This is a genomic window from Spectribacter hydrogenoxidans (assembly GCF_031846275.1).
GTDB classification, from domain to species: domain Bacteria; phylum Pseudomonadota; class Gammaproteobacteria; order Nevskiales; family Salinisphaeraceae; genus Spectribacter; species Spectribacter hydrogenoxidans.
Genome location: NZ_JAVRIB010000006.1, coordinates 18,218 through 39,534, shown reverse-complemented (window position 1 = coordinate 39,534; position 21,317 = coordinate 18,218). Strand labels below are relative to the sequence as shown.

General features: G+C 66.9%; 16 protein-coding genes. 8 read left to right on the top strand and 8 right to left on the bottom strand.

Annotation, left to right across the window (positions count from 1 at the left end; translation table 11 throughout):
• Positions 1–42: 42 nt before the first annotated feature.
• Positions 43–1,221 carry an acyl-CoA dehydrogenase gene (locus RM532_RS06940; protein ID WP_311652492.1) on the bottom strand — a complete coding sequence of 393 codons (1,179 nt, stop codon included), beginning with the start codon at positions 1,219–1,221 and terminating at the stop codon, positions 43–45.
• 127 nt (positions 1,222–1,348) lie between these two features.
• Between RM532_RS06940 and RM532_RS06935 the strand changes: the two genes are divergently transcribed.
• Positions 1,349–1,750 carry an Hsp20/alpha crystallin family protein gene (locus tag RM532_RS06935; protein ID WP_311652491.1) on the top strand — a complete coding sequence of 134 codons (402 nt, stop codon included), beginning with the start codon at positions 1,349–1,351 and terminating at the stop codon, positions 1,748–1,750.
• Positions 1,751–1,820: 70 nt separating this feature from the next.
• On the opposite strand, the gene RM532_RS06930 is transcribed toward RM532_RS06935, so the two are convergent.
• The 5 genes from RM532_RS06930 to RM532_RS06910 form a co-directional block, all read right to left on the bottom strand.
• A complete protein-coding gene (locus tag RM532_RS06930) occupies positions 1,821–5,264 on the bottom strand; it encodes a pyruvate carboxylase (RefSeq protein WP_311652490.1) in 3,444 nt (1,147 codons plus the stop codon).
• A 214-nt stretch (positions 5,265–5,478) separates the two neighbouring features.
• Positions 5,479–8,583: an efflux RND transporter permease subunit gene (locus RM532_RS06925; RefSeq protein WP_311652489.1), complete on the bottom strand. Its 3,105-nt coding sequence runs from the start codon at positions 8,581–8,583 to the stop codon at positions 5,479–5,481.
• Positions 8,584–8,637: 54 nt separating this feature from the next.
• Complete coding sequence (locus tag RM532_RS06920) at positions 8,638–9,762, bottom strand: efflux RND transporter periplasmic adaptor subunit (RefSeq protein WP_311652488.1); 1,125 nt, start codon at positions 9,760–9,762, stop codon at positions 8,638–8,640.
• A 3-nt stretch (positions 9,763–9,765) separates the two neighbouring features.
• On the bottom strand, positions 9,766–11,148 hold the full coding sequence (locus RM532_RS06915) for a TolC family outer membrane protein (protein ID WP_311652487.1): 1,383 nt from the start codon (positions 11,146–11,148) through the stop codon (positions 9,766–9,768).
• Positions 11,145–11,774, bottom strand: a complete 630-nt coding sequence (locus RM532_RS06910; RefSeq protein WP_311652486.1) for a TetR/AcrR family transcriptional regulator — start codon at positions 11,772–11,774, stop codon at positions 11,145–11,147. Before RM532_RS06910 ends, RM532_RS06915 begins: the two co-directional genes overlap by 4 nt.
• A gap of 162 nt (positions 11,775–11,936) precedes the next feature.
• Between RM532_RS06910 and RM532_RS06905 the strand changes: the two genes are divergently transcribed.
• Positions 11,937–12,317 carry a hypothetical protein gene (locus tag RM532_RS06905; RefSeq protein WP_311652485.1) on the top strand — a complete coding sequence of 127 codons (381 nt, stop codon included), beginning with the start codon at positions 11,937–11,939 and terminating at the stop codon, positions 12,315–12,317.
• A 14-nt stretch (positions 12,318–12,331) separates the two neighbouring features.
• Positions 12,332–13,459 carry a zinc-dependent alcohol dehydrogenase family protein gene (locus tag RM532_RS06900; protein WP_311652484.1) on the top strand — a complete coding sequence of 376 codons (1,128 nt, stop codon included), beginning with the start codon at positions 12,332–12,334 and terminating at the stop codon, positions 13,457–13,459.
• A 654-nt stretch (positions 13,460–14,113) separates the two neighbouring features.
• Here RM532_RS06900 and prpC read toward each other — a convergent pair.
• Positions 14,114–15,274: a bifunctional 2-methylcitrate synthase/citrate synthase gene (gene prpC / locus RM532_RS06895; protein WP_423246885.1), complete on the bottom strand. Its 1,161-nt coding sequence runs from the start codon at positions 15,272–15,274 to the stop codon at positions 14,114–14,116.
• Positions 15,275–15,465: 191 nt separating this feature from the next.
• Between prpC and RM532_RS06890 the strand changes: the two genes are divergently transcribed.
• Entirely contained in the window at positions 15,466–15,936 is a 471-nt protein-coding gene (locus RM532_RS06890; protein ID WP_311652481.1) for a flavodoxin family protein, read from the top strand.
• 15 nt (positions 15,937–15,951) lie between these two features.
• Here the strand turns inward: RM532_RS06890 and RM532_RS06885 are convergent, their stop codons facing one another.
• The gene (locus RM532_RS06885) at positions 15,952–16,611 is read right to left on the bottom strand and encodes a thiopurine S-methyltransferase (RefSeq protein ID WP_311652479.1); all 660 of its coding nucleotides are present in this window, start codon (positions 16,609–16,611) and stop codon (positions 15,952–15,954) included.
• A gap of 83 nt (positions 16,612–16,694) precedes the next feature.
• On the opposite strand from RM532_RS06885, the gene RM532_RS06880 reads away from it, so the two are divergent.
• The 4 genes from RM532_RS06880 to RM532_RS06865 all read left to right on the top strand — a co-directional run bounded on the left by RM532_RS06880 (position 16,695) and on the right by RM532_RS06865 (position 21,289).
• Positions 16,695–16,982, top strand: coding sequence for a hypothetical protein (locus RM532_RS06880; protein WP_311652478.1), 288 nt, complete (start codon positions 16,695–16,697; stop codon positions 16,980–16,982).
• A 134-nt stretch (positions 16,983–17,116) separates the two neighbouring features.
• Complete coding sequence (locus tag RM532_RS06875; RefSeq protein WP_311652477.1) at positions 17,117–18,628, top strand: flavin-containing monooxygenase; 1,512 nt, start codon at positions 17,117–17,119, stop codon at positions 18,626–18,628.
• 88 nt (positions 18,629–18,716) lie between these two features.
• Positions 18,717–20,645, top strand: coding sequence for a DUF294 nucleotidyltransferase-like domain-containing protein (locus tag RM532_RS06870; protein ID WP_311652476.1), 1,929 nt, complete (start codon positions 18,717–18,719; stop codon positions 20,643–20,645).
• Positions 20,642–21,289, top strand: coding sequence for a 3'-5' exonuclease (locus RM532_RS06865; RefSeq protein WP_311652475.1), 648 nt, complete (start codon positions 20,642–20,644; stop codon positions 21,287–21,289). Before RM532_RS06870 ends, RM532_RS06865 begins: the two co-directional genes overlap by 4 nt.
• Positions 21,290–21,317: the final 28 nt, after the last annotated feature.

The following is a 21,317-nucleotide window of genomic DNA, read 5'->3' as shown; positions in this document are numbered from 1 at the left end:
CGGCCGGTCAGGTGCCCCGACCGGCGGCGTTGGCGACGCGGATCAGAAAAAGGCCTGGATGCCCGTCTGAGACCGGCCGAGGATCAGCGCGTGGATATCGTGGGTGCCTTCGTAGGTGTTCACGGTCTCCAGATTGAGCATGTGCCGGATCACCGCGTATTCATCGACAATCCCGTTGCCACCGTGCATATCGCGGGCGGCGCGGGCGATGTCCAGTGCCTTGCCGGTGGCGTTGCGCTTCATCAGGGACACCATTTCCGGGGTTGCCCGGCCGGCGTCGAACAGTCGTCCCAGCTGCAGCGAGGCATTCAGCGACAGGGCAATTTCGGTCTGCATGTCCGCCAGTTTCTTCTGGATCAGCTGGTTGGCGGCCAGCGGCCGGCCGAACTGCTTGCGTTCCAGCACGTACTCGCGGGCGGCGTGCCAGCAGGCGGTGGCCGCCCCCATCGCGCCCCAGGAAATGCCGTAGCGAGCCTTGTTGAGGCAGCCGAACGGTCCCTTCAGCCCCTCGACACCGGCCAGTCGCTGGCTGTCGGGCACGCGCACGCCGTCCATGTGCATCATGCCGGTTGCCGAGGCCCGCATGCTGAACTTGCCCTCGATGGTGCTGGTTTCCAGGCCGGGCATGTCGCGCTCCAGCACGAAGCCACGGATCACGCCATCGTCGTCCTTGGCCCAGATCACGAACACGCCGGCGATCGGGGCGTTGGTGATCCAGGTCTTGGTGCCGGACAGCAACCAGTCGTCGCCGTCGCGTCTGGCGCGGGTGGTCATGCCGCCGGGGTCGGACCCGTGATCGGGCTCGGTCAGGCCGAAAGCGCCGATCAGTTCCCCGGACGCCAGGCGTGGCAGATACTGCTCCCGCTGGGCCTCATTGCCGTAGGTGTGGATCGGATACATCACCAGGCTGGACTGCACCGACAGCGCCGAGCGGTAGCCGGCATCCGCCGCCTCCAGTTCGAAGGCGGTCAATCCATAGGTCACATGCGACAGCCCCGGACACCCGTAACCCTGGAGGGTGGTGCCCAGCATCCCCAGCTCACCCATCTCCGGGTAGATACCCGGATCGAAGCGGCCCTCGCGGAAGGCCATGGTCGCGCGGGGGGCCAGCTGGCCCTGGGCGTAGCTGCGCACGGCATCGCGCACCGCGCGCTCATCCTCGGTCAGTTGGCCTTCGAGGCCCAAGGGGTCCGCCCAGTTGAAACTCGGTTTTCCGGTCATGACAAGCCATCGTTCCTGATCGTCCACGCACTATAAAGACCCGGACCGGCCCTGCCCACCTTGAAAGCCCCGGGCCAGCCCGCATCTTCCTGTCATCGCACAAGTCAGCATGTCAGGAGGATTGATCATGAGCTTGCAGCATCGTTTCTACAGCCCCGTTTTCCATCCGGCTTTCGCGGGCCTTGCCCGCCACGACGAACGGCCGCAGGCCTGGACGCCACCGGTAGACATCACCGAAACCGCCAATGGTTACGAAATCATGGTGGATGTGCCCGGCATGGCCGGGGACGACATCGACCTGAATCTGGAGAAAGGCATCCTGACGATCTCCGGCGAGCGCAAACCCACGTCGGATACCGGTGAGATCCGCCGCCGCGAACGCCGGGTGGGCACCTTCGAACGCCAGCTGGCGCTGCCCGACAGCGCGGACACCGACAGCGTGACCGCCCGCGTGGACCAGGGCGTCCTGCGGGTAACTATCGACAAGCGGGCCGATACCCAGCCACGCCGGATTACCGTCCAGAACTGAGGGCGCCGGCCACACGGCGGGAATTGCAGCGGTCAACGCCCGGCCCCCTCTTCGGGGCCGGGCCACGACGTCAGTCCCCGACCTCAATCAACAGGTCGCGGGCGGCCACGGTTTCGCCGGATTTGACGTGAATCCGGATGACTTTGCCGTCCCGGGGCGAGGCGACCCCAGTTTCCATCTTCATCGCCTCCAGCGAAAGCAGCGATTCGTTCTTCTTCACCGCCTGTCCTTCCTGTACCGCCACCTGGACCACCATGCCCGGAATCGGGGCGCCAAGGTGGTCGGGGTTGTCGGGGTCGGCCCGGGGCCGGCTGGCGGCGGCTTCGCTGCCTTCGTGGGCAACCCGAATCATCCGCGGCTGACCGTTCAGCTCGTAGAACAGCTTGGTGTGCCCCTCGTCCTCGTCCTCCGCCCGGCCCTGCAGGCTGATCACCAGCGTCTTGCCAGTCTCGATGTCGACATTGATCTCTTCCTGTTCCGCCAGCCCGTAGAAGAACACGGGGGTGGGCAGACGACTGACCTCGCCAAAACGGCTGCGGTGATCGGCGAACTCGACGAACACCTTCGGGTACATCAGATAGGAGGCCAGGTCGGTGGCGCTGACCTCGCCGCCGATCTCGGCTTCGGCCTCGGCCCGGATCGCGTCGAGATCCGCCGGCTCCAGGCTGGCGCCGGGGCGCCCCTCGATGGGGGCTTCCCCGCGCAGGACCTTGCGCTGCAGCGCCTCGGGAAATCCCCCGACCGGCGTGCCCAGCTCGCCGCGAAAGAACGACACCACCGAGTCCGGGAAGTCCACTTCATGGTCGGGGTCGACCACCTGCTCCGGCGTCAGCCCTTGAGCGACCATGTACAGGGCCATGTCCCCCACCACCTTGGAGGTGGGGGTAACCTTGACGATATTGCCGAACAGACGGTTCACGTCGGCATAGGCCTGGGCCACTTCCGGCCACTGGCGGGTCAGCCCCATGGACCGGGCCTGTTCGCGCAGGTTGCTGTACTGCCCGCCGGGCATGGCATGACGGTAGACATCCGCGGTACCCGAGCGCACGCCCGATTCAAACGGGGCGTAATAGCGGCGTACCCCTTCCCAGTAGTCGGATAGCTGGCGCAGGGCGGTGCGATCCACGCCCGGATCGCGGTCGCCGCCGGCCAGCGCGGCAGCGATGGCACCGAGGTTGGGCTGCGAGGTCAGGCCGGACAGCGCATCCAGCGCCCCGTCCACCGCGTCGGCCCCGGCGGCCACCGCCGCCAGCACGCTGGCGGCCGAAATGCCGCTGGTGTCGTGGGTGTGAAAATGTACCGGCAGATCGGTGGCCTCGCGCAGGGCTCGCACCAGCTGATCGATGGCCGCCGGCTTGCACACCCCGGCCATGTCCTTGATCGCCAGGATGTGCGCGCCGGCGTCTTCCAGCTGGCGGGCCATGGTCACGTAGTAGGCCAGCGTGTACTTGTCCTCGCCCGGGTCGCACAGATCGCCCGAGTAGCAGATGGTGGCCTCGCACACGGCGCCGGCGTCGATCACCGCGGCCATGGCCACCTGCATGTTGTCGACGTTGTTGAGGGCATCGAATACCCGGAAGATGTCGATCCCCGTCGCCGCCGCCTGCTCGATGAAGTAGCGCACCACGTTGTCGGGATAATTGGTGTAGCCCACCGCATTCGAGGCCCGCAGCAGCATCTGCAGCGGGATGTTTGGCACCGCCTTGCGGATGCGCGCCAGCCGCAGCCAGGGGTCTTCCCTCAGAAAACGCAGGGCCACGTCGAAGGTCGCCCCGCCCCAGCACTCCAGCGAGAACAGATCGGGCGCCATCCGCGCGTAATAGGGGGCGATCTCGAGCATGTCGCGGGTGCGCAGCCGGGTGGCAAACAGCGACTGGTGGGCATCGCGCATGGAGGTATCGGTGAGCAGCACGCGGTCCTGCTCGCGCAGCCATCGGCCGAAACCGGCCGGGCCGCGTTCCAGCAGTTCATCGCGCAGACCCCGCGGGATTTCCGTCTGCAGGTCCGCGTCCGGCAGCCGCGGCGCCGGCAGCGGCCGCGGCGGCGGGGTGCGGCCGGCCATCTGCGGATGGCCGTTGACCGCCACGTCGCCGATGAAGCGCAGCAGCTTGGTGGCACGGTCACGGCGGGGTGTGAACTCGAACAGCTCCGGCGTGGTATCGATGAAGTCGGTGGTGTAGTCCGCCGGGGCGAACGTCGGATGGCCGATCACGTTCTCCAGGAACTGCAGGTTGGTAGACAGCCCGCGGATGCGGAATTCACGCAGCACCCGGTCCATACGGGTGACCACCTCCTCCACCGTGGGCGCCCAGGTGGTGACTTTCACCAGCAGGGAATCGTAATAGGGGGTGATCTCGGCCCCGGAATAGGCGGTGCCCCCGTCCAGCCGCACGCCCAGGCCGGCCGGACTGCGGTAGACGGTGAGCCGCCCGTAATCCGGGGCGAAGCCATTCTCCGGATCCTCGGTGGTGACCCGGCACTGCAGCGCATGGCCGTCCAGGCGCAGCTGGTCGGGATCGGGCAGATGGCCCGCCGGATCCCCGATGCGGGCGCCCTGCGCCACGCGCAGCTGGGCCTTGACGATATCCACCCCGGTGACCTCCTCGGTCACCGTGTGCTCGACCTGGATCCGGGGGTTGACCTCGATGAAGTAGAACTCGCCGGTGTCGGCGTCCATCAGGAATTCCACCGTGCCGGCGTTTACGTAACCCACTTCGCGGCACAGGCGCAGCGCCGAATCGCACAGGGACTGTCGCTGCTGCTCGCTCAGGTACGGCGCCGGTGCCCGCTCGGCCACCTTCTGATGGCGGCGCTGCACCGTGCAGTCGCGCTCGAACAGGTGCATGACGTTGCCGTGGGCGTCGGCCAGCACCTGCACTTCCACATGGCGGGCATGCACCACCAGCTTTTCCAGATAGCCCTCGTCGTTGCCGAAGGCGGCCTTGGCTTCACGGCGGGCGGACTCCACCGCACCGGCCAGCTCGTCCGGCTCGTGGATCATGCGCATGCCGCGGCCGCCGCCGCCCCAGCTGGCCTTGAGCATTACCGGATAGCCGATTTCCTCGGCAATCGGCCGCACCGCTTCGATGTCCTCGGGCAGAACCTTCGAGGCCGGCAGCACCGGAACCTTCGCCGCTTCTGCCGCCGCCCGGGCGGAGACCTTATCGCCCAGCCGCCGCAGCACCTCGGCCGGCGGCCCCACGAACGTAATGCCGGCTTGCGTGCAGGCCTCCGCCAGATCCGCGTTCTCGGACAGGAACCCATAGCCGGGATGGATGGCATCGGCCCCGCTCTGGCGGGCGATGCGAATGATGTCGGGGATATCGAGGTAGGCGGCGATCGGCTTGGCGCCCTCGCCCACCACGTAGCTTTCGTCAGCCTTGAACCGGTGCAGCGCGAACCGGTCCTCACGGGCGTAGATGCCCACGGTGGAAATGCCCATCTCGGCGGCCGCCCGCATGATACGGATGGCAATCTCGCCGCGATTGGCGATCAGCAACTTCTCGAAACCCATGACGTCTCCCTGGCCGTGCTCGGATCGGTGGCAACGACCGCCACCACCGCCCCCACGGATGTCGGCCCAGACCTGTCACCGCCGGAACCGGCGGCATGGCCTACATCATAGAGCCGACAGGCACGTCTGTCGTGGGCGCGACCCCGACCGGGGTACGGGCAGATGCGACAACGGACGGCGGCACAACGCCGCCGCCCGGGTCTGCATTTCCGCGTCAGGCCGGGTCGGGCGCGGTGGTCCGGCTGCCGTCGTCAGTGGATTCGGCCGCTTCGGCCCGACGGTCGCGCGCCAGCAGCATATAGATGGCCGGCACCACGAACAGGGTGAACAGCGTGCCAATGGACATGCCTGCCACAATCACCACACCCATCGAGAAGCGCGCCGCCGCCCCCGCGCCGGTGGCCACCACCAGCGGCATGATGCCCATGACCGTGGCGGCCGTGGTCATCAGGATCGGACGCAGACGCAGGCTGGCGGCCTCCTCGATCGCCTCGCGCTTGCTACGGCCTTCGGCCTGCAACTGGTTGGCGAATTCCACGATCAGGATGCCGTGCTTGCTGATCAGCCCGATCAGGGTAATCAACCCCACCTGGGTGTAGATGTTGATGGTGGTCACGCCCACGGTGATGAAGGCCAGCGCCCCGGCCACCGACATCGGCACCGTCACCAGCATGATGATGGGGTCGCGGAAGGACTCGAACTGGGCGGCCAGCACCAGATAGATCAGGATGATGGCGAAGAAGAAGGTAATGATCAGGGCATTGCCTTCCTCCACGAACTGGCGGGACTGGCCTGCATAATCCAGCTTGTAGTCGCTGGGCAGCACCTGCGCCGCCTCGCCACGCAGGTATTCCAGCGCCTGGCCGATGGTCACGCCGGGCGTGGGCACCGCGGACAGGGTGGCGGCGTTGAGCTGCTGGAATCGCGCCAGACTGCGGGGCTCGACATTCGTTTCCAGCGACACCACCGCCGACATCGGTACCTTCCGCCCGTCGGCCGAACGGATGTAGTAGTTCTCCAGCTGGTCGGGGTTGAGACGTTCGCCGCGCACCACCTGGGGAATAACCTCGTAGGCCCGACCCTGGATAGAGAACCGGTTGACCAGATTGCCACCCATCATCGTGGCCAGGTCGCTGCCCACCTGTTGCATGGTCAGCCCCAGATCGGCCACCGCCTCGCGGTCGATCTGCACTGTCACCTGCGGGCGGTCGAACTTCAGATCCAGATCGGTGAACAGGAACAACCCGCTCTGCTGAGCCCGGGCGGCCAGCTCGTTGACGGCATCGCGCATCTGATCCGGTTCCGCGGTGGAACCCACCACGAACTGCACCGGTAGGCCGCCGCCACTGCCCGGCAGGGGTGGCCGCTCGAATACCGCGGTATCCAGCCCGGCCACGCCGCGCATGACCTCGGTGAACTCGGGCTTGATCTCCATCTGGCTGCGTTCGCGCTGGCCCCAGGGCTTGAGCGCCATGCCCGAGATCGCCCGGTTGGTGGCCCCGGCCTGGCCCGGCCCGGCGAAACCGTTGATCAGGAAGTAGCGGTCCTTCTCCGGGAACTCGTCATACAACGAAGTCATCTCCCGGGTGTACATCTCCAGCTGCTTGAGCGTGGCATTGGGCTGGGCGGTGGCCTGCACGAACAGGATGTTCTGATCCTCCGTGGGGGCCAGTTCGCTCTCACCCATGATGAACAGGAAGTAGCAGCTGACCACCACCACCGCGGCGAACAGATAGGTCACCGGGCGAAACTCCAGCGAGCCGTGCAGCCGCCGCTGATAGGCAGCGCGCAGACGCTCGAACTTGTCGTCGAGCCAGTTCTGGAAACCACCACCGTTGCCGTTGTGCGGCTTGAGTACCTTGGAACAGAGCATCGGCGAAAAGGTGATCGCCACGATGCCGGAAATGAACACCGCGCCGGCCAGGGTGAAGGCGAATTCGGTGAACAGGCTGCCGGTGAGCCCGCCGGTGAATCCGATGGGCAGGTATACCGCAATCAGGGTCAGCGACATCGCGATAATGGCGGTGCCCAGTTCGCGCGCACCGCGGATGGCGGCGTCGATGGGCCTCATGCCGTTCTCGATGTGGCGGTGGATGTTCTCCGCCACGATGATGGCGTCGTCCACCACCAGACCGATCGCCAGGACCAGCGCGAGCAGCGTCAACAGGTTCACTGAGAAGCCGAGCACCAGCATCACCGTGCCCACACCGATCAGCGACAAGGGAATCGCCAGCACCGGCACCAGCACCGACCGCAGCGATCCCATGAACAGGTAGATCACCAGGGTGACGATGGCCAGGGCCAGACCCAGGGTGAACACCACCTCGTTGATGGCTTCCTCGATGTACTCCGTGGCGTCATAGACGATTTCGCCGCGCAGCCCCTGCGGGAACTGGGCGGTGATCTCGGGGAATTTCTCCCGCACGTCCTGGATCACCGTCAATTCGTTGGCCAGCGGCAGCACCGTGATGCCCACGAACGGCCCCTCGCGGCCGGTATTGATGGCGCTGTTGTCGTAGGTTTCGGCGCCCAGTTCCACCTCGGCCACATCACCCAGACGCACCAGGGTGCCGTCCGACTCGCTGACCACCAGATCACGGAATTCCTGCTCGCTGCTCAGGTCGGTGGCAGCATCCAGCGCCACCTTGACCATGTTGCCCTTGGTCGAGCCGACTGCGGCCAGGAAGTTGTTCTCGGCCAGGCGCTGGCGCACCTCACGCGGGGTCAGGTTGAAGGCGGCCAGCCGGTCCGGGTCCAGCCAGATACGCATGGCGAAACGCCGTCCGCCGATGATTTCCGCGCTTTCCACCCCGGCCACGGTGGATAGCTCCGGCACCACCACCCGGTTGAGGTAGTCGGTGATCTCGTTGGGCTCCATTACCTCGCTGGTGAAGCTCATGTACATCGAGGCGGTGGTCTCGCCCACCTGCACGTCGATCACGGGGTCTTCCGAGGCTTCCGGCAGTTCGGAGCGCACCTTGTTCACCTTGGAGGTGATCTGGGTCAGCGCCTCGATCGGGTTGTAGTTGAGTTCCAGATGCGCCTGGATCACCGACACACCCTGGGCACTGGTGGACTGCAGATAGTCGATGCCGTCGGCCGAGGCGATTTCCTTTTCCAGCGGCGTGGTGATGAAGCCCTTGACCAGTTCCGCATCGGCGCCGACATAGGTGGTCTGCACGCTCACCACCGCCTTGTCCGACTGCGGATACTGGCGCACCGTCAGATCGAAATAGGCCCGCAGGCCCACCAGCAGGATCAGCAGGCTCACCACGGTAGCCAGCACCGGGCGGCGGATGAAGATATCGGTGAACTGCATACGCTGATTACCTTGCGTCAGGGCGATGCGGGACCGGCGAGAGACGGCGGCGCATCAGTAGTTTTCCACGTTCTCGGGATCGGACTCGTCGGAGGGCAGGATCTCGTTGTCGACCTCGACCGTGGCATTCGGGCGCAGCTTGTGATTACCCGACACGACCACCCGGTCCCCCGGTTCGAGGCCGTCGAGAATCTGGACCTGATCACCGCGGGTGCGACCGGCCTTGACCGTGCGGCGCTCGGCGGTGAGGCCGTCTTCGCCCTCGCCGTCCTTCGGCACTACCACCCACACCGAGTCGCCGTAGGTGTTGTAGGCGATCGCCGTCTGGCGGATGGTGAGGAACTCCTCCGGCTCGCCCACGGACAACTCGACGTTGCCGTACATGCCCGGGCGCAGGCGTTCGTCCTCGTTGGCCACCCGCGCCCGCACCCGCACCGTGCGGGTGGCGGTGTCGAGGGCCGGATCCAGGGCTTCCACCGTGCCCTCGAAGGTGTCGGAATAACCCGCCACCCGCACGTCCACCGACTGCCCCGGGGACAGCGCCGCAATACGCTCCTGCGGCACCTCGAAATCGACGTATACCTCATCCAGACGCTGCAGCATCGCCAGGCCGGCACCGGGACTCAGGTATTCGCCCAGGTCCACCTGCCGGATACCCAGCCGTCCCGCGAACGGGGCCCGGATGGTCTTCTTCGCGATCAGTTCTTCCTGTGCGGAAACGGCCGCCGAGGTCTGACTGGCGCGGGCCTGAGCCTCGTCGAGATCGGCCTGCGAACCCAAATCACGGTCGCGCAGGCCCTGCTTGCGCTTGAGCGTGGCCCGGGCTAGGCGGGCGTCCGCCCGCAGGCCTTCCAGCCGAGCGCGGTCCTCCGCGGTATCCAGGGCAACAAGCGTATCGCCGGCCTCGACCCGGTCGCCGGATTCGAACTTGATTTCGCGCACGATGCCGGCCGCCTCGCCGCTGACCGATACCCCCTGGATGGCCACGACTTCACCGGTGACCTGGAGGGTGTTCTCCCACTCGGCGGTGTCGACAGGCACGGCAGCCACGTTCACCGGCGGCGCCTGCATGTTGGCGATGAACTGATCACGCATGTGATTGGTAAACAGCTTCCAGCCGAAAACACCGCCCAGCACGACGGCGAGCAGCACGATGACAATGAACATGCGTAGGCGCATGGGTTACTCCGACTCGGGAATCAGGGTTTCAGCAGGGGCGTCCGGATCGAGCAGCAGGGCATCGATCCGGGCGAGGTCTTCCGGCACCAGTACGCCGGCGGCAAGGCGCAGCCGGGTGACAGCGCTGGCGTAATCGTATTTCGCGCGGGCACGCTCGATCAGCGCCGAATAGAGATTGCGACGCGCGTCGATCACGTCGGTCTGATTGCGTTCGCCCAGCTCGAACTCGCTGCGGATGCTGCGCAGGGCGGTGCGGGCCGACTCTACCGCCTTGTCCAGCGCCTGTACCTGGCGCAGCTGCGTGACCACGCCGCGGTAGGCGTTGCGGGTGGCCGAGGTCACCTCGCGGCGGGCCCGTTCCATCTCCGCTTCGGAGGCCGCATACAGCGCGCGGGATTCGCGGGCTTCGGAAAAGTTGCGGCCTCCGTCGAACAGCGCCCAGGTGGCCTCGAGGCCGATACGGGTGTCGTTACTGGCGCCGCCGAACACGAAGTCGGTGTCGTCGGTGTCCTGGTAGCCAGCCACCAGATCGACATCCGGGATATAGGCGGCGCGCTTGCGCTCGATCTCCTCGCGCGCCACCTCGGTCTGGCGTTCGGTGGCGGTGAAGCCCGGGTTGTAGCGCAGGGTTCGGTCCACCCACACGTCGATGTCGGCCGGTTCCGGCATCTGCGGGTCATAGCCCAGCGGCACGTCCGGCAGGGTCTCGTACCAGCGGGTAGTGAGTTCACGCAGCCGCTCGCGCACTTCATCCAGCGCGGCCTCGGCGGCGATGATGCGCGACTCGCTCAGGTCCCGCGCGGCGCGGGCCTCCTGCAGGGCGGTGACGCTGATCTCCCCCACCTCATAGCGGCCCTCGGTCTGTTCCAGATCGGCCGCGATCGCCTCGCGCTCCTCGCGGGTCAGACGCAGCGCGGCCTGTGCCTTGAGAAAGTCCACATAGACGTGCATCACCCGTGCCTGAAGATTCTGCCGCGCCTGCTGCAGTTCCAGCTCGGCGATTTCCAGTCGGTCGCGCCCCTGCCGCAGGGTGGCCGGAATACCCCAGTTGAACAGCGGCTGGCGCAGTTCCACGCCGTAGGACTTGCTGTTGAAGTCATCCGTGAACGGCGGCGTCGGGCCGGCCCCGCCGCCGCCGGCAAACGGTGTCTGCTCGACCTCGCGTTCGATCTTCGAGTAGCTGGCGGTGGCGTTCACGCTGGGCAGCACTGCGGCCCGTGCCTGCGGCCACACCTCGCGGTCGGCGCGATACTGGGCCTCGGCCGCCGCGAAAGTGGCGTCCTCGCGCTTGGCCAACTCATAGATGTCGATCAGCTTGTTGGCCTGACCTGCCAGCGGCCAGCCGGCCACCAGCAGTGCCACAGCCGCGACTCGAACGGATCTCACGCGTTGGTCTCCTGTTTGGCTCGCATACTGCTGAGAAGCACATCACGCAGCATCTTGATGTAGTGCTCCTGCTGCTCCGCGTACTCGCCGCCCGGCAGATGCCGGAGCACCTGATGACAGTGGAACAGCATGACGTTACAGGACAGCAGCACATGGGCGAGAAAACTGGGCGGCACCGCGCCGTCGGTCTCGCCGCCGGGCTGGATGTCCGCAAACAGCCGAGTCAGAGCGGTGAAATCATCGCCGAACACCTCGTTGGCCAGCGCCTCGGCGCGGCAGGGGCCTGACTCCATGACTTCCCGGAAGATCAGGCGCGCCCGCTCCGGATCCTCGAACAGCACCGTCAGGCTGCCGCGGATAGCCCGCTCGATACGCTGGGCCGGATCGAGTTCGGCCCGCATGGCATCGCGGAAATGGTCGGTGCTGCGGTCCACCGCCTCACGCAACACCGCAAAGTACAGAGCTTCCTTGCTGCCGAAATGGTGGAAGATGTTGGCCTTGCTGGAACCGGCCCGGTCCGCGATATGCGCGATCGACACGGCATCGAAGCCGCGTTCGCCGAACAAATCGGCGGCGGCGCGCCGGATCTTGTCGGCGCCGTCAAAGGCTTGAGTAGCGGCTTCCATTAGGCTGACTGATCGATTGGTCAGCGGCATTCTAGGCCCGGCGCCGGCACCTGTAAAGCTCATGACCGCATGGGGCCAGAGGATAGCTTGCTCACGGCTGACTCCACACAGAGCCACGGGGCGTATAGTCTTGGTCAGACATATGCCTGATCGGAGGCCATCATGATTCATCGTGGATTGTTCGCCCTAGCCGTGCTCGCCGTATCGATGGGCGCGCAAGCCGAGGCCCCCTCGGATGCCGAACTCACCGAGGCGGTCGAGAGCCAGCTGCGTGCGAGTGCGGAGCAGCAGATCGAGTATTTCCGCAAGACCGACAAGGACGCCCTGCGGCTGGCGCGCGACATGGGCACGCTGGCGGACCCGGATACCATCGAAGTGTCGGATCTGAAGATCCAGAAGATGGCCGAAACCGAGGAAGGCGGCTACGACGCCGACGCCATGTTCAACCTGCGCATGGGCGAAAACCGCAGCCGCATGGCCGCGCGGGTGGAGGTTACCGAGGAAAAAGGTAACTGGAAGGTGCTCAAGATGCGGGCCTACTAAGAGAAACGTTCCTGATGCCGGTCAACGCTGCTGTACTGCACGAGATGGGGCTGCCCGCCCCGTACGCCGACTCTCGGCCGCTGACCATCGAACCGCTTGACCTGGACCCGCCGGGCCCCGGCGAACTGCGGGTCCGCGTGCGCGCCGCCGGGCTGTGCCATTCCGACCTGTCGGTGATCAACGGCTCGCGGCCGCGGCCGACACCCATGGTGCTGGGCCACGAAGCGGCCGGCACGGTCGAGGCCCTGGGCCCGGACACGTCCGGTTTCGACCTCGGCGACCAGGTGGTCTTCGCATTCGTACCCGGCTGCGGTCACTGCGCCCCGTGCGCCGAAGGCCGGGCTGCCCTGTGCGAACCCGGCGCCGCCGCCAACGGTGCCGGTACGCTGCTGTCCGGCGCCCGACGCTGGCACCGGGGTGACGACACCCGGCATCACCATCTGGGCGTATCCGCGTTCGCCGAACAGACCGTGGTGGCCGCGAACTCCGCCGTGCGTGTTGATCCCGATCTGCCCCCGGAAATCGCCGCTCTGTTCGGCTGCGCGGTGCTCACCGGCGTGGGCGCGGTCGCCAACACCGCCCGGGTGCGGCCCGGAGAATCGGTCGTCATCTTCGGACTGGGCGGGGTCGGACTCGCCGCCCTGATCGGCGCCCGCGCCGTCGGGGCACACCCGATCGTCGCCGTCGATCGACTGGACAGCAAACTGGAACTGGCCCGCGACCTGGGCGCCACCACCACCATCAATGCCGCGAACACCGATGCCGTGAAAGCGGCCCGCAGCGCCACCGGCGGGGGCGGCCACTATGCGCTGGAAACCGTGGGCAGCGCCGCCGTGCTGGCCCAGGCCTACGCCGCCACCCGTCGCGGCGGCACCACCATCACCGTCGGCCTGCCGCATCCCGAGGATCAGCTGGCGATTCCCGCGGTCAGCCTGGTAGCCGAGGAACGCACCCTGCGCGGTTCCTATCTCGGCTCCGGCGTGCCCTCGCGCGACATCCCCCGCTACGTCGCCCTGTACCGGGCCGGCTGCCTACCAGTGGATCGGCTGCTGACTCACCGGCTGCGGCTGGACGAGATCAACGCCGGGTTCGACCGACTGGCTGCCGGGGAAGCGGTGCGGCAGGTAGTTTTATTCGATTGAGGGCAGCAGCTTCCTGACGTTGCACCCGGTCGGAATACTGGCCCTACCACCGCTCAAGCACCGGCGTAAGACCCATCCAGTGCGCCAATTCAAGATTGAGAAAAGAAGAATTTCGCCCTGAAGGGCGAGTCCCTTTTCTTTGCGTCGCCGAAGAAAAGAGACGAAAAGAAAGGCGACCCGGACCGCTTGCCCACCGGCCGGTCGGCAAGCGCTAAGGAGGCGGAAGAAAGCTGCCACAATCGGATTTAGCAGCTCTTGCCCCGTCGGGACGAGCCGAGCTCTGCAGGGCGGCGAGGTTCCCGACCCGTGGGCGCGCCCAGGACGGGCGCGCGGTTTCCGCCAGTAAATGGATGTACTGTCGGAAACCCCCTCGCCGACCGAGGCGCACAGGGCATCCTGCCTCGAACACCGTTCGAGGCAGGACTCGCCCGCCGGAAGCGCTTCTTTGGTAACTTTCTTGTCGCACAAGTAAAGTTACCCGGCCTGCTTCAGCGGGGCGGAATCTTCTTTTTCTCGGAGCGCTGGCAACGCCGCATTGCCGGAAACGCGCCACTTATGCCGGCCTATGGCCACCGAAATACCCAGCTGAACCCAAAAAACCCGAGCACACCGAAGTCGCCCGGGCCTTTCGCCGGATTCACGACGTCGCCTGAATCAGTCCCGCTCGTCAATCGGCACGAACTTACGATCCTCCGGACCGATGTAGTTGGCACCCGGGCGGATGATCTTGTTGTCCTGGCGCTGCTCGATGATATGGGCCGCCCAGCCGGTGATGCGGGACATCACGAACAGCGGGGTGAACATGGCGGTGGGGATGCCCATCATGTTGTAGCTGACGGCGCTGAACCAGTCGAGATTGGGGAACATCTTCTTGACGTCCCACATCACCGTCTCAAGCCGCTCGGCGATGTCGAACATCTTGGTGCGGCCGGCATCGTCGGACAGTTGCTTGGCGACATCCTTGATGACGCGGTTGCGGGGGTCGGAAACCGTGTAGACCGGGTGCCCGAACCCGATGACAACTTCCTTGTTGGCCACCCGCTCGCGGATGTCGGCTTCCGCCTCGTCCGGATTGTCATAGCGGCTCTGGATTTCGAACGCCACTTCATTGGCGCCGCCATGCTTGGGTCCGCGCAGGGCGCCGATGGCGCCGGCCACGGCCGAGTAGAAATCCGAACCGGTCCCGGCGATGACGCGGCTGGTAAAGGTGCTGGCGTTGAATTCGTGCTCGGCGTAGAGCACCAGCGAGGTGTGCATGGCCCGCACCCAGAGGTCCGGCGGTGCCTCGCCATGCAGCAGATGCAGGAAGTGCCCCCCGACGGAATCATCGTCGGTTTCCACCTCGATGCGCCGGCCGGAATGCGAGAAGTGATACCAGTACAGCAGCATCGACCCGAGGCTGGCCAGCAGCCGATCCGCGATGTCGCGGGCGCCGGAATGGGGATGATCGGCCGCCTCCGGCAACACCGAACCCAGCACCGACACGCCGACCTTCATCACGTCCATCGGATGAGTGGCGGCGGGCAGGCACTCCAGCGCCTTCTTGACGTTGGCTGGCAGGCCGCGCAAGGCACGCAGCTGGCGCTTGTAGGCCGCCAGTTCGGCGCGATTGGGAAGTTTGCCGTGGATCAGCAGATGGGCGATTTCCTCGAACTCACAGGCCTCGGCAACGTCGAGAATATCGAACCCACGGTAGTGCAGGTCATTACCGGTGCGCCCGACCGTGCACACCGCCGTGTTACCGGCGACCACGCCCGAGAGGGCAACCGATTTCTTCTTGGGTGTGCTTGCCTCAGTATTGTCTGCGGTCACGATCAATCCTCCCGAATAGTCAGCCTGTTTTGCTGTGTTGGTGATCGTCGTGGGCCAGTGGCGCCGACGACGTGGATGACGAACTCTTACACTGCCTGCAGCGCGACGATAATTCGCCACACCTTCGAATAGGGCGCAGTAGCGTACCTAAACTGCCGGCCGGACGCACCAGCGGGCAAGCCGACGGAACAATCATGAGTACCGACAAGCAGCTTCTGATCATCGCCCACGCCCCCTCGCCGAATACCGAACGGCTGGCCACAGCGCTGGCCGAAGGCGCCTCGGATGCCACCATCGAGGGGGTTTCCATGCAGCGGGCCGCGCCGCTGCAAGCCGGGCCGGATGACGTGCTCGCAGCCGACGCGATCCTGCTGTTCACGCCGGAGAATCTGGGTTACATGAGCGGCGCGCTGAAGGATTTCTTCGATCGGACCTACTACGCCGTGCTCGACCATAAGCAGGGTCTGCCCTACGCCCTTTGCGTGCGGGCCGGATCGGACGGCACCGGCACCTGCCGAGCGGTGGATACCATCACCACCGGCCTGCGCTGGCGTGCCGTGAACGAGCCGCTGGTCTGTCGCGGCGATTTCCGCGACTCATTCGTCGATGACTGCCGCGAGCTGGGCATGGCCATGGCGGCCGGGCTCGAGGCCGGCGTGTTCTGACCCGCCGGCGACGGGTCAGGCCCTGCGCACCAGCCGGTAGGCGGTCTCCCGCAGTTCCGTGACCCCGCGGTCACGCAAGTTGGGGCTGTTCGCCAGGGCATCGTTATCCGCCAGCACTTCGATGTCGAAGTACGGTGATAGCCGTGCCATCACCTCGTCATGGTCTACCGAAAACGGCGGGCCGCTGATCTGCCCCGGCGGATAGGTCAGGCCGATCAGCAGGCCACGGCTGCCGGGTGGCAGCCTGCTGCCGAGGGTATCGGCATAGCGCTGGCGCATGTCGGGCGGCAGGGCGATGAGCGAAGCGCGGTCATAGAACCCGTCACAGCCGGCGAACGCGGCAGCCGGCCAGGCGAAGAAATCGCCCACGTCGATACGAATGCGATCGGCCCGATAGCGGAGGAAACCGGCGTATTCGTCCATCCGTGGCGTCATGTTCTGTTCGGCAAAGAAATCACGCGCGGCGGTATCACTGAGTTCCACACCCGTCACGCTGTGGCCGCGGCCCGCCAGCCAGGCCATGTCGGGCGTCTTGCCGCACAGCGGCACCAGCACCTCGCCGGCGGCCGGCACGCCGATCCTGTCCCAGTGGGCAGCCAGCAACGGATTGCCCGCCGGTTGATGAAATCCGATTTCATCGCGCGACCAGCGCGCGTGCCAGAAAGCCTGATCCACCGTTCCGCCCTCCCGTCGCTACCCGATGACCGGCCCGAGGTTACACTGACGGCCGCAGCATCGCGGCATTCGACGGAGTCAGGGTGCAGGAATTCTTCTACTGGATCGGGGAACTGCTGGGCAGCGGCATCCGCGCCGCGGTGGATGGCCTGCGCTGGCTGTTCGAACAGATCGACGGTGTGCTGAACAGCTTCGTCGACGGGCTGACCGAGGCCCTGGGCATCAGCAGCTCGGTGTTCAGCCTTGCCTTTCTCCTGATCGGCCTGCTGCTCGTCTACGCCGGCGCGCGTGCGCTGGTCCGCAAGGCGGTGATCCCCGGCATTATCTGGCTGCTGCTGGGCGTGCTCCTGCTGAGCTGGCTGATCAGCTAATCGCTCGGTAACGGGCAGGCGGCTGGCGCTGCCGGCCCGTTACCCGGCCCGGCGAGGGATAAAAGTTGACGACCCCGTCATCTTCGAACTACCGTCCCGCTCGCCATCACGCCGCGACTCGGAGCACACCGCTTATGCAGGCCGCCAGACACGACACCAGCGCCGCCACGCCGCGCATCGCCATCATCGGCACCGGCTTTTCCGGCCTGTGCGCCGGCATCCGGCTCAAGCAGGAGGAGTTCGAGAATCTCACCCTGTTCGAGCGGGGCGACGAGGTCGGCGGCGTATGGCGGGAAAACACCTACCCGGGGGCGGCCTGCGATGTGCCCTGGCATCTGTATTCGTTTTCGTTCGATTACCAGGCCCGCTTCACCTGCCCGTACCCCGAGCAGCCGGAAATCCTGGCCTATCAGCAGGACTGCGCCCGCCGCTACGGGCTGTATCCGCATATCCGTTTCAACACCGAAATCGAATCGGCCCGCTTCGACGACGAGGCCCGGGTCTGGCATCTGCGCACCAGCCAGGGCGAGACACACGAGTTCGACGCCCTGATCACCGGCGTCGGCCAGCTCAGCCGGCCCGGCTGGCCGAACATCCCCGGCCGCGACGACTTCGCCGGCCACAGCTTCCATTCGGCCGAGTGGGATCACGACTACGATCTGCGCGACAAGCGGGTGGCGGTGATCGGCACCGGGGCCAGCGCCATCCAGTTCGTCCCGCGCATCGCCGCCGAGGTGGGCAGGCTGGTGCTGTTCCAGCGCAGCGCGCCCTACCTGCTGCCCCGCTTCCAGCGTACCTACGGCCGGATCAACCGCTGGCTGTTCCGGCATCTCCCCCGCTACCGCGACATCTTCCGCTGGGCACTGCGGGCTTCCGGCGACGCCAGCGTGCCGGCCTTCCATCAGCAGAGCCGGCTTTCGGGGCTGTTCCGCGCCTGGTGGCGCTTCCATCTCAAACGCCAGGTCAAGGACACGGCACTGCGCGAGAAACTCACACCCGACTATCCCATCGGCTGCAAGCGCATTCTGTTTTCCAGCGATTACTACCCCGCGCTGACCCGCGACAACGTCATCCTGGAAACCGGTGGTATCGAGCGGATCACCCCCGATGGCATCCGCACCGCGGACGGCCGCGATTACGCGGTGGACGCGATCATTTACGGCACCGGTTTCCGCGCCACCGAATTCCTGGCTCCGATGACCATCGAGGGAAGCGGCAGCCGGTCGCTGGCCGATCGCTGGGCGGACGGCGCCGAGGCCTATCTGGGCATCACCGTGGATGGCTTCCCCAACCTGTTCATCTGCTACGGGCCCAACACCAACCTGGGCGGCAACTCCATCATCTACATGATCGAGTGTCAGGTGGAATACATCCGCCAGTGCCTGGGCGAGCTGCGTGCCGGCCGGGCCCGGACCCTGGACGTAAAACCGGACGTGGTGCAGCAGTACAACGCGGACATCCAGAACGAACTGGCCGATACCGTCTGGAACTGGGGTTGCAACAGCTGGTATCACACCGCCGACGGGCGCATCACCAACAACTGGCCGGGCACCAACCGGCGATACCGCGCGCTGACGTCGGAACTGGACCTGGACAACTATCACCTCGACGGGAGCCGGCACGAGCCGACCGACCGCGCCGCCTGACCGCCTGACCGCCTGCAGACGGGATTGCCGTGCCAGCGGCGGTCTGCGACATTCGCCGGCGTGGCACGCAACCACGGGCGGCAATCGGGTGACGGCAACAGACTCTTCCACCGGCAGCGGCCAGACGCCGATCGATGACGCCCCGGGGGCGCTGGCCACCCGGCGCGCGGCACGCGAATTCCTGGCCGCATTCGAGCCCTATAACCGCATCGAGCCGGCTCTGCTGGACCGGGCGCTGGCCGGCGCGCACCTCGCCTACCATCCCGCCGGCCACACGCTGATCTCGCCCGACGACGGCCCGCCCGCGCATTTCAGCGTGGTGCAGCAGGGGCTGATCGGCGGCCACGGGGCGGACGACGAGATCGTGTTCGAGTCCGGCCCGGGGGAAACGCTGCTCAGCGCCGCCCTGCGCGAAAACCGCGCCACCCGGACCCGGCATGTGGCCGAGCGCGACAGCTTCGTGATCGATATCCCGGCCGCCGGTTTCCGGCTGCTGCACGAACAGGCCGAGCCCTTCCGCGAATTCTGCCGGCGGCGCGCCGGCGCCCTGCTGCACCAGTCACACGAGTGCTGGCGCGGCGAGGCGGCCGCCGATCTGCAGGCCGATGTGTCCCTGGACACGCCGCTGCAGCAATTGATCGGCCGGCCGCCGGTGACCGGCGAGCCCGATCTGTCGGTGCGCGAGGCCGTGCGGCGCATGCATGCCGACGAGGTGGGCAGCATCGTGGTGGTCGACGGCAACCGGCAACCCACCGGCATCTTCACCCTGCGCGACCTGCGCCGGCTGGTGGCTACCCGGGCCGACGGGCTGGAGGCCCCGCTGTCCGCGGTAATGACCCCGAACCCGCTGCAGCTGGACGCCGGCGAGTCGGCGTTCGAGGCCACCCTGCTGATGGTGGAACACCGCATCGGCCACTTGGTAGTCACCCGCGGCGGCGCGCTGGCCGGGGTGATTTCCGAACGCGACCTGTTCGCGCTGCGGCGGGTCAATCTGGTGCATCTGTCGCGCGGTATCGACCGCTGCCGGACGCTGGACGGCCTGCGGGCCCGGCGCCGCGAGATGCGGGAACTGATCCGCGCCATGCTGGCCTTCGGCGCCTCCGCCACCCAGCTCACCGGGCTCATCACGCGGCTCAACGACGCCGCGGTCGAGCGGGCCATCACCATCTGCCGGGAGGCCTGGCCGGAACCGGTGCCCGATTTCACCTGGCTGTCGTTCGGCAGCGAGGCGCGCGGCGAACAGACCCTGGCCACCGATCAGGACAACGGCCTGCTGTTCGAGGCCGCACCGGGCGACACCGAGGCGGTGCGCACGCGGCTGCTACCGCTGGCGCAGCAGATCAACCAGGCGCTGGACCAGATCGGCTTCGACCTGTGCCGCGGCAACATCATGGCCGGCAATCCGGCGCTGTGCCTGAGCCGCGCTGAATGGCAGGCCCGTTTCGAGGGCATCATCCGCAGCACCACGCCGGCGCATCTGCTGGACGCCACCATCTATCTCGACTGCCGGGCGCTGGCCGGGGATGTCGACGCGGTCGAGCGGCTGCGGGCGATGGTGCTCGATCGCGCCGCGGGCAACAGCATCTTCCGCCACGCCCTGGCCCACCACGCGCTGGGCAACCGGCCGCCGCTGGGTCTGGTGCGGGATTTCGTCACCGAGCGGGGAGAGGAAGGCCGGCGGCTCGACCTCAAGAAGAGCGCCCTGCAACCGTTCATCGGCGCCACGCGGGTGCTGGCGCTGACCCACCGGGTGGCGGCCAACAACACCCAGGAACGTCTGGCCGCGCTGGCGGCGACAAAAGCCATCCGTCGGCGCGATGCCCAGGCCTGGCAGGAGGCCTTCTCGTTCGTGCAGCTGCTGCGGCTGCGCCACAACCAGGCCCAGCTGGCCGCCGACGAACCGCTGAGCAACCGCATCGACCCCTATCGCCTGAGCCTGCTGGACCAGCGCGTGCTCAAGGAATCGTTACGCCAGGCCCGGCGTCTGCAGACGCGGCTGAAACTCGACTACCCGTGAGGCGCCTGCTTGACCGCCTGCGCCCCTGGCGCGCCGGCCCGCCGCGGCCGCTGGACGGGCGGCTGGTGGTGGTGGACACCGAAACCACCGGCCTCGACCCCCGCCGGGCGGCCCTGCTGTCGGTGGGCGCCGTGAGCGTGACCGGCGGCCAACTGGATCTGGACGACGGCTTCTACCAGCTGGCCGACCCCGAACGGGTCACCGATCCGGACAACATCCTGGTGCACCGGCTCACCCCCGAGACGCTGGCTGCCGCGCCGCCGGCCGGCCGGGCCGCCGCCGCCTTCCGGGCATGGCGGGGTGACGCGCCGCTGTTCGCCTATCACGCCGCCTTCGACCGCTGCGTGCTCGACCGGGCGCTGGTCCGGACAGGCGAGCCGCGGCTGGCCGGCCCGGTGATCGACGTGGCCGACTGGGTGTGCCTGGCCGAACCCGAGTTCGCCGCCCGGCCGCCGACGCTGGATGCCGCCGCGGCCTTCTTCCGCCTGCCACTGTTGACCCGCGACCGGCACAACGCCCATGCCGACGCCCTGGTCACCGCCCTGCTACTGCTCCGGCTGGTAGCCCGCCGGCCGTTCACCGACACCCGCGAACTCGCCCGGGCCCTGCGCCGGCAGCGACTGCTGCGCGCGGCCCGGCATTAACTCGCCCGGTTGACAGAAGCCGACGGCA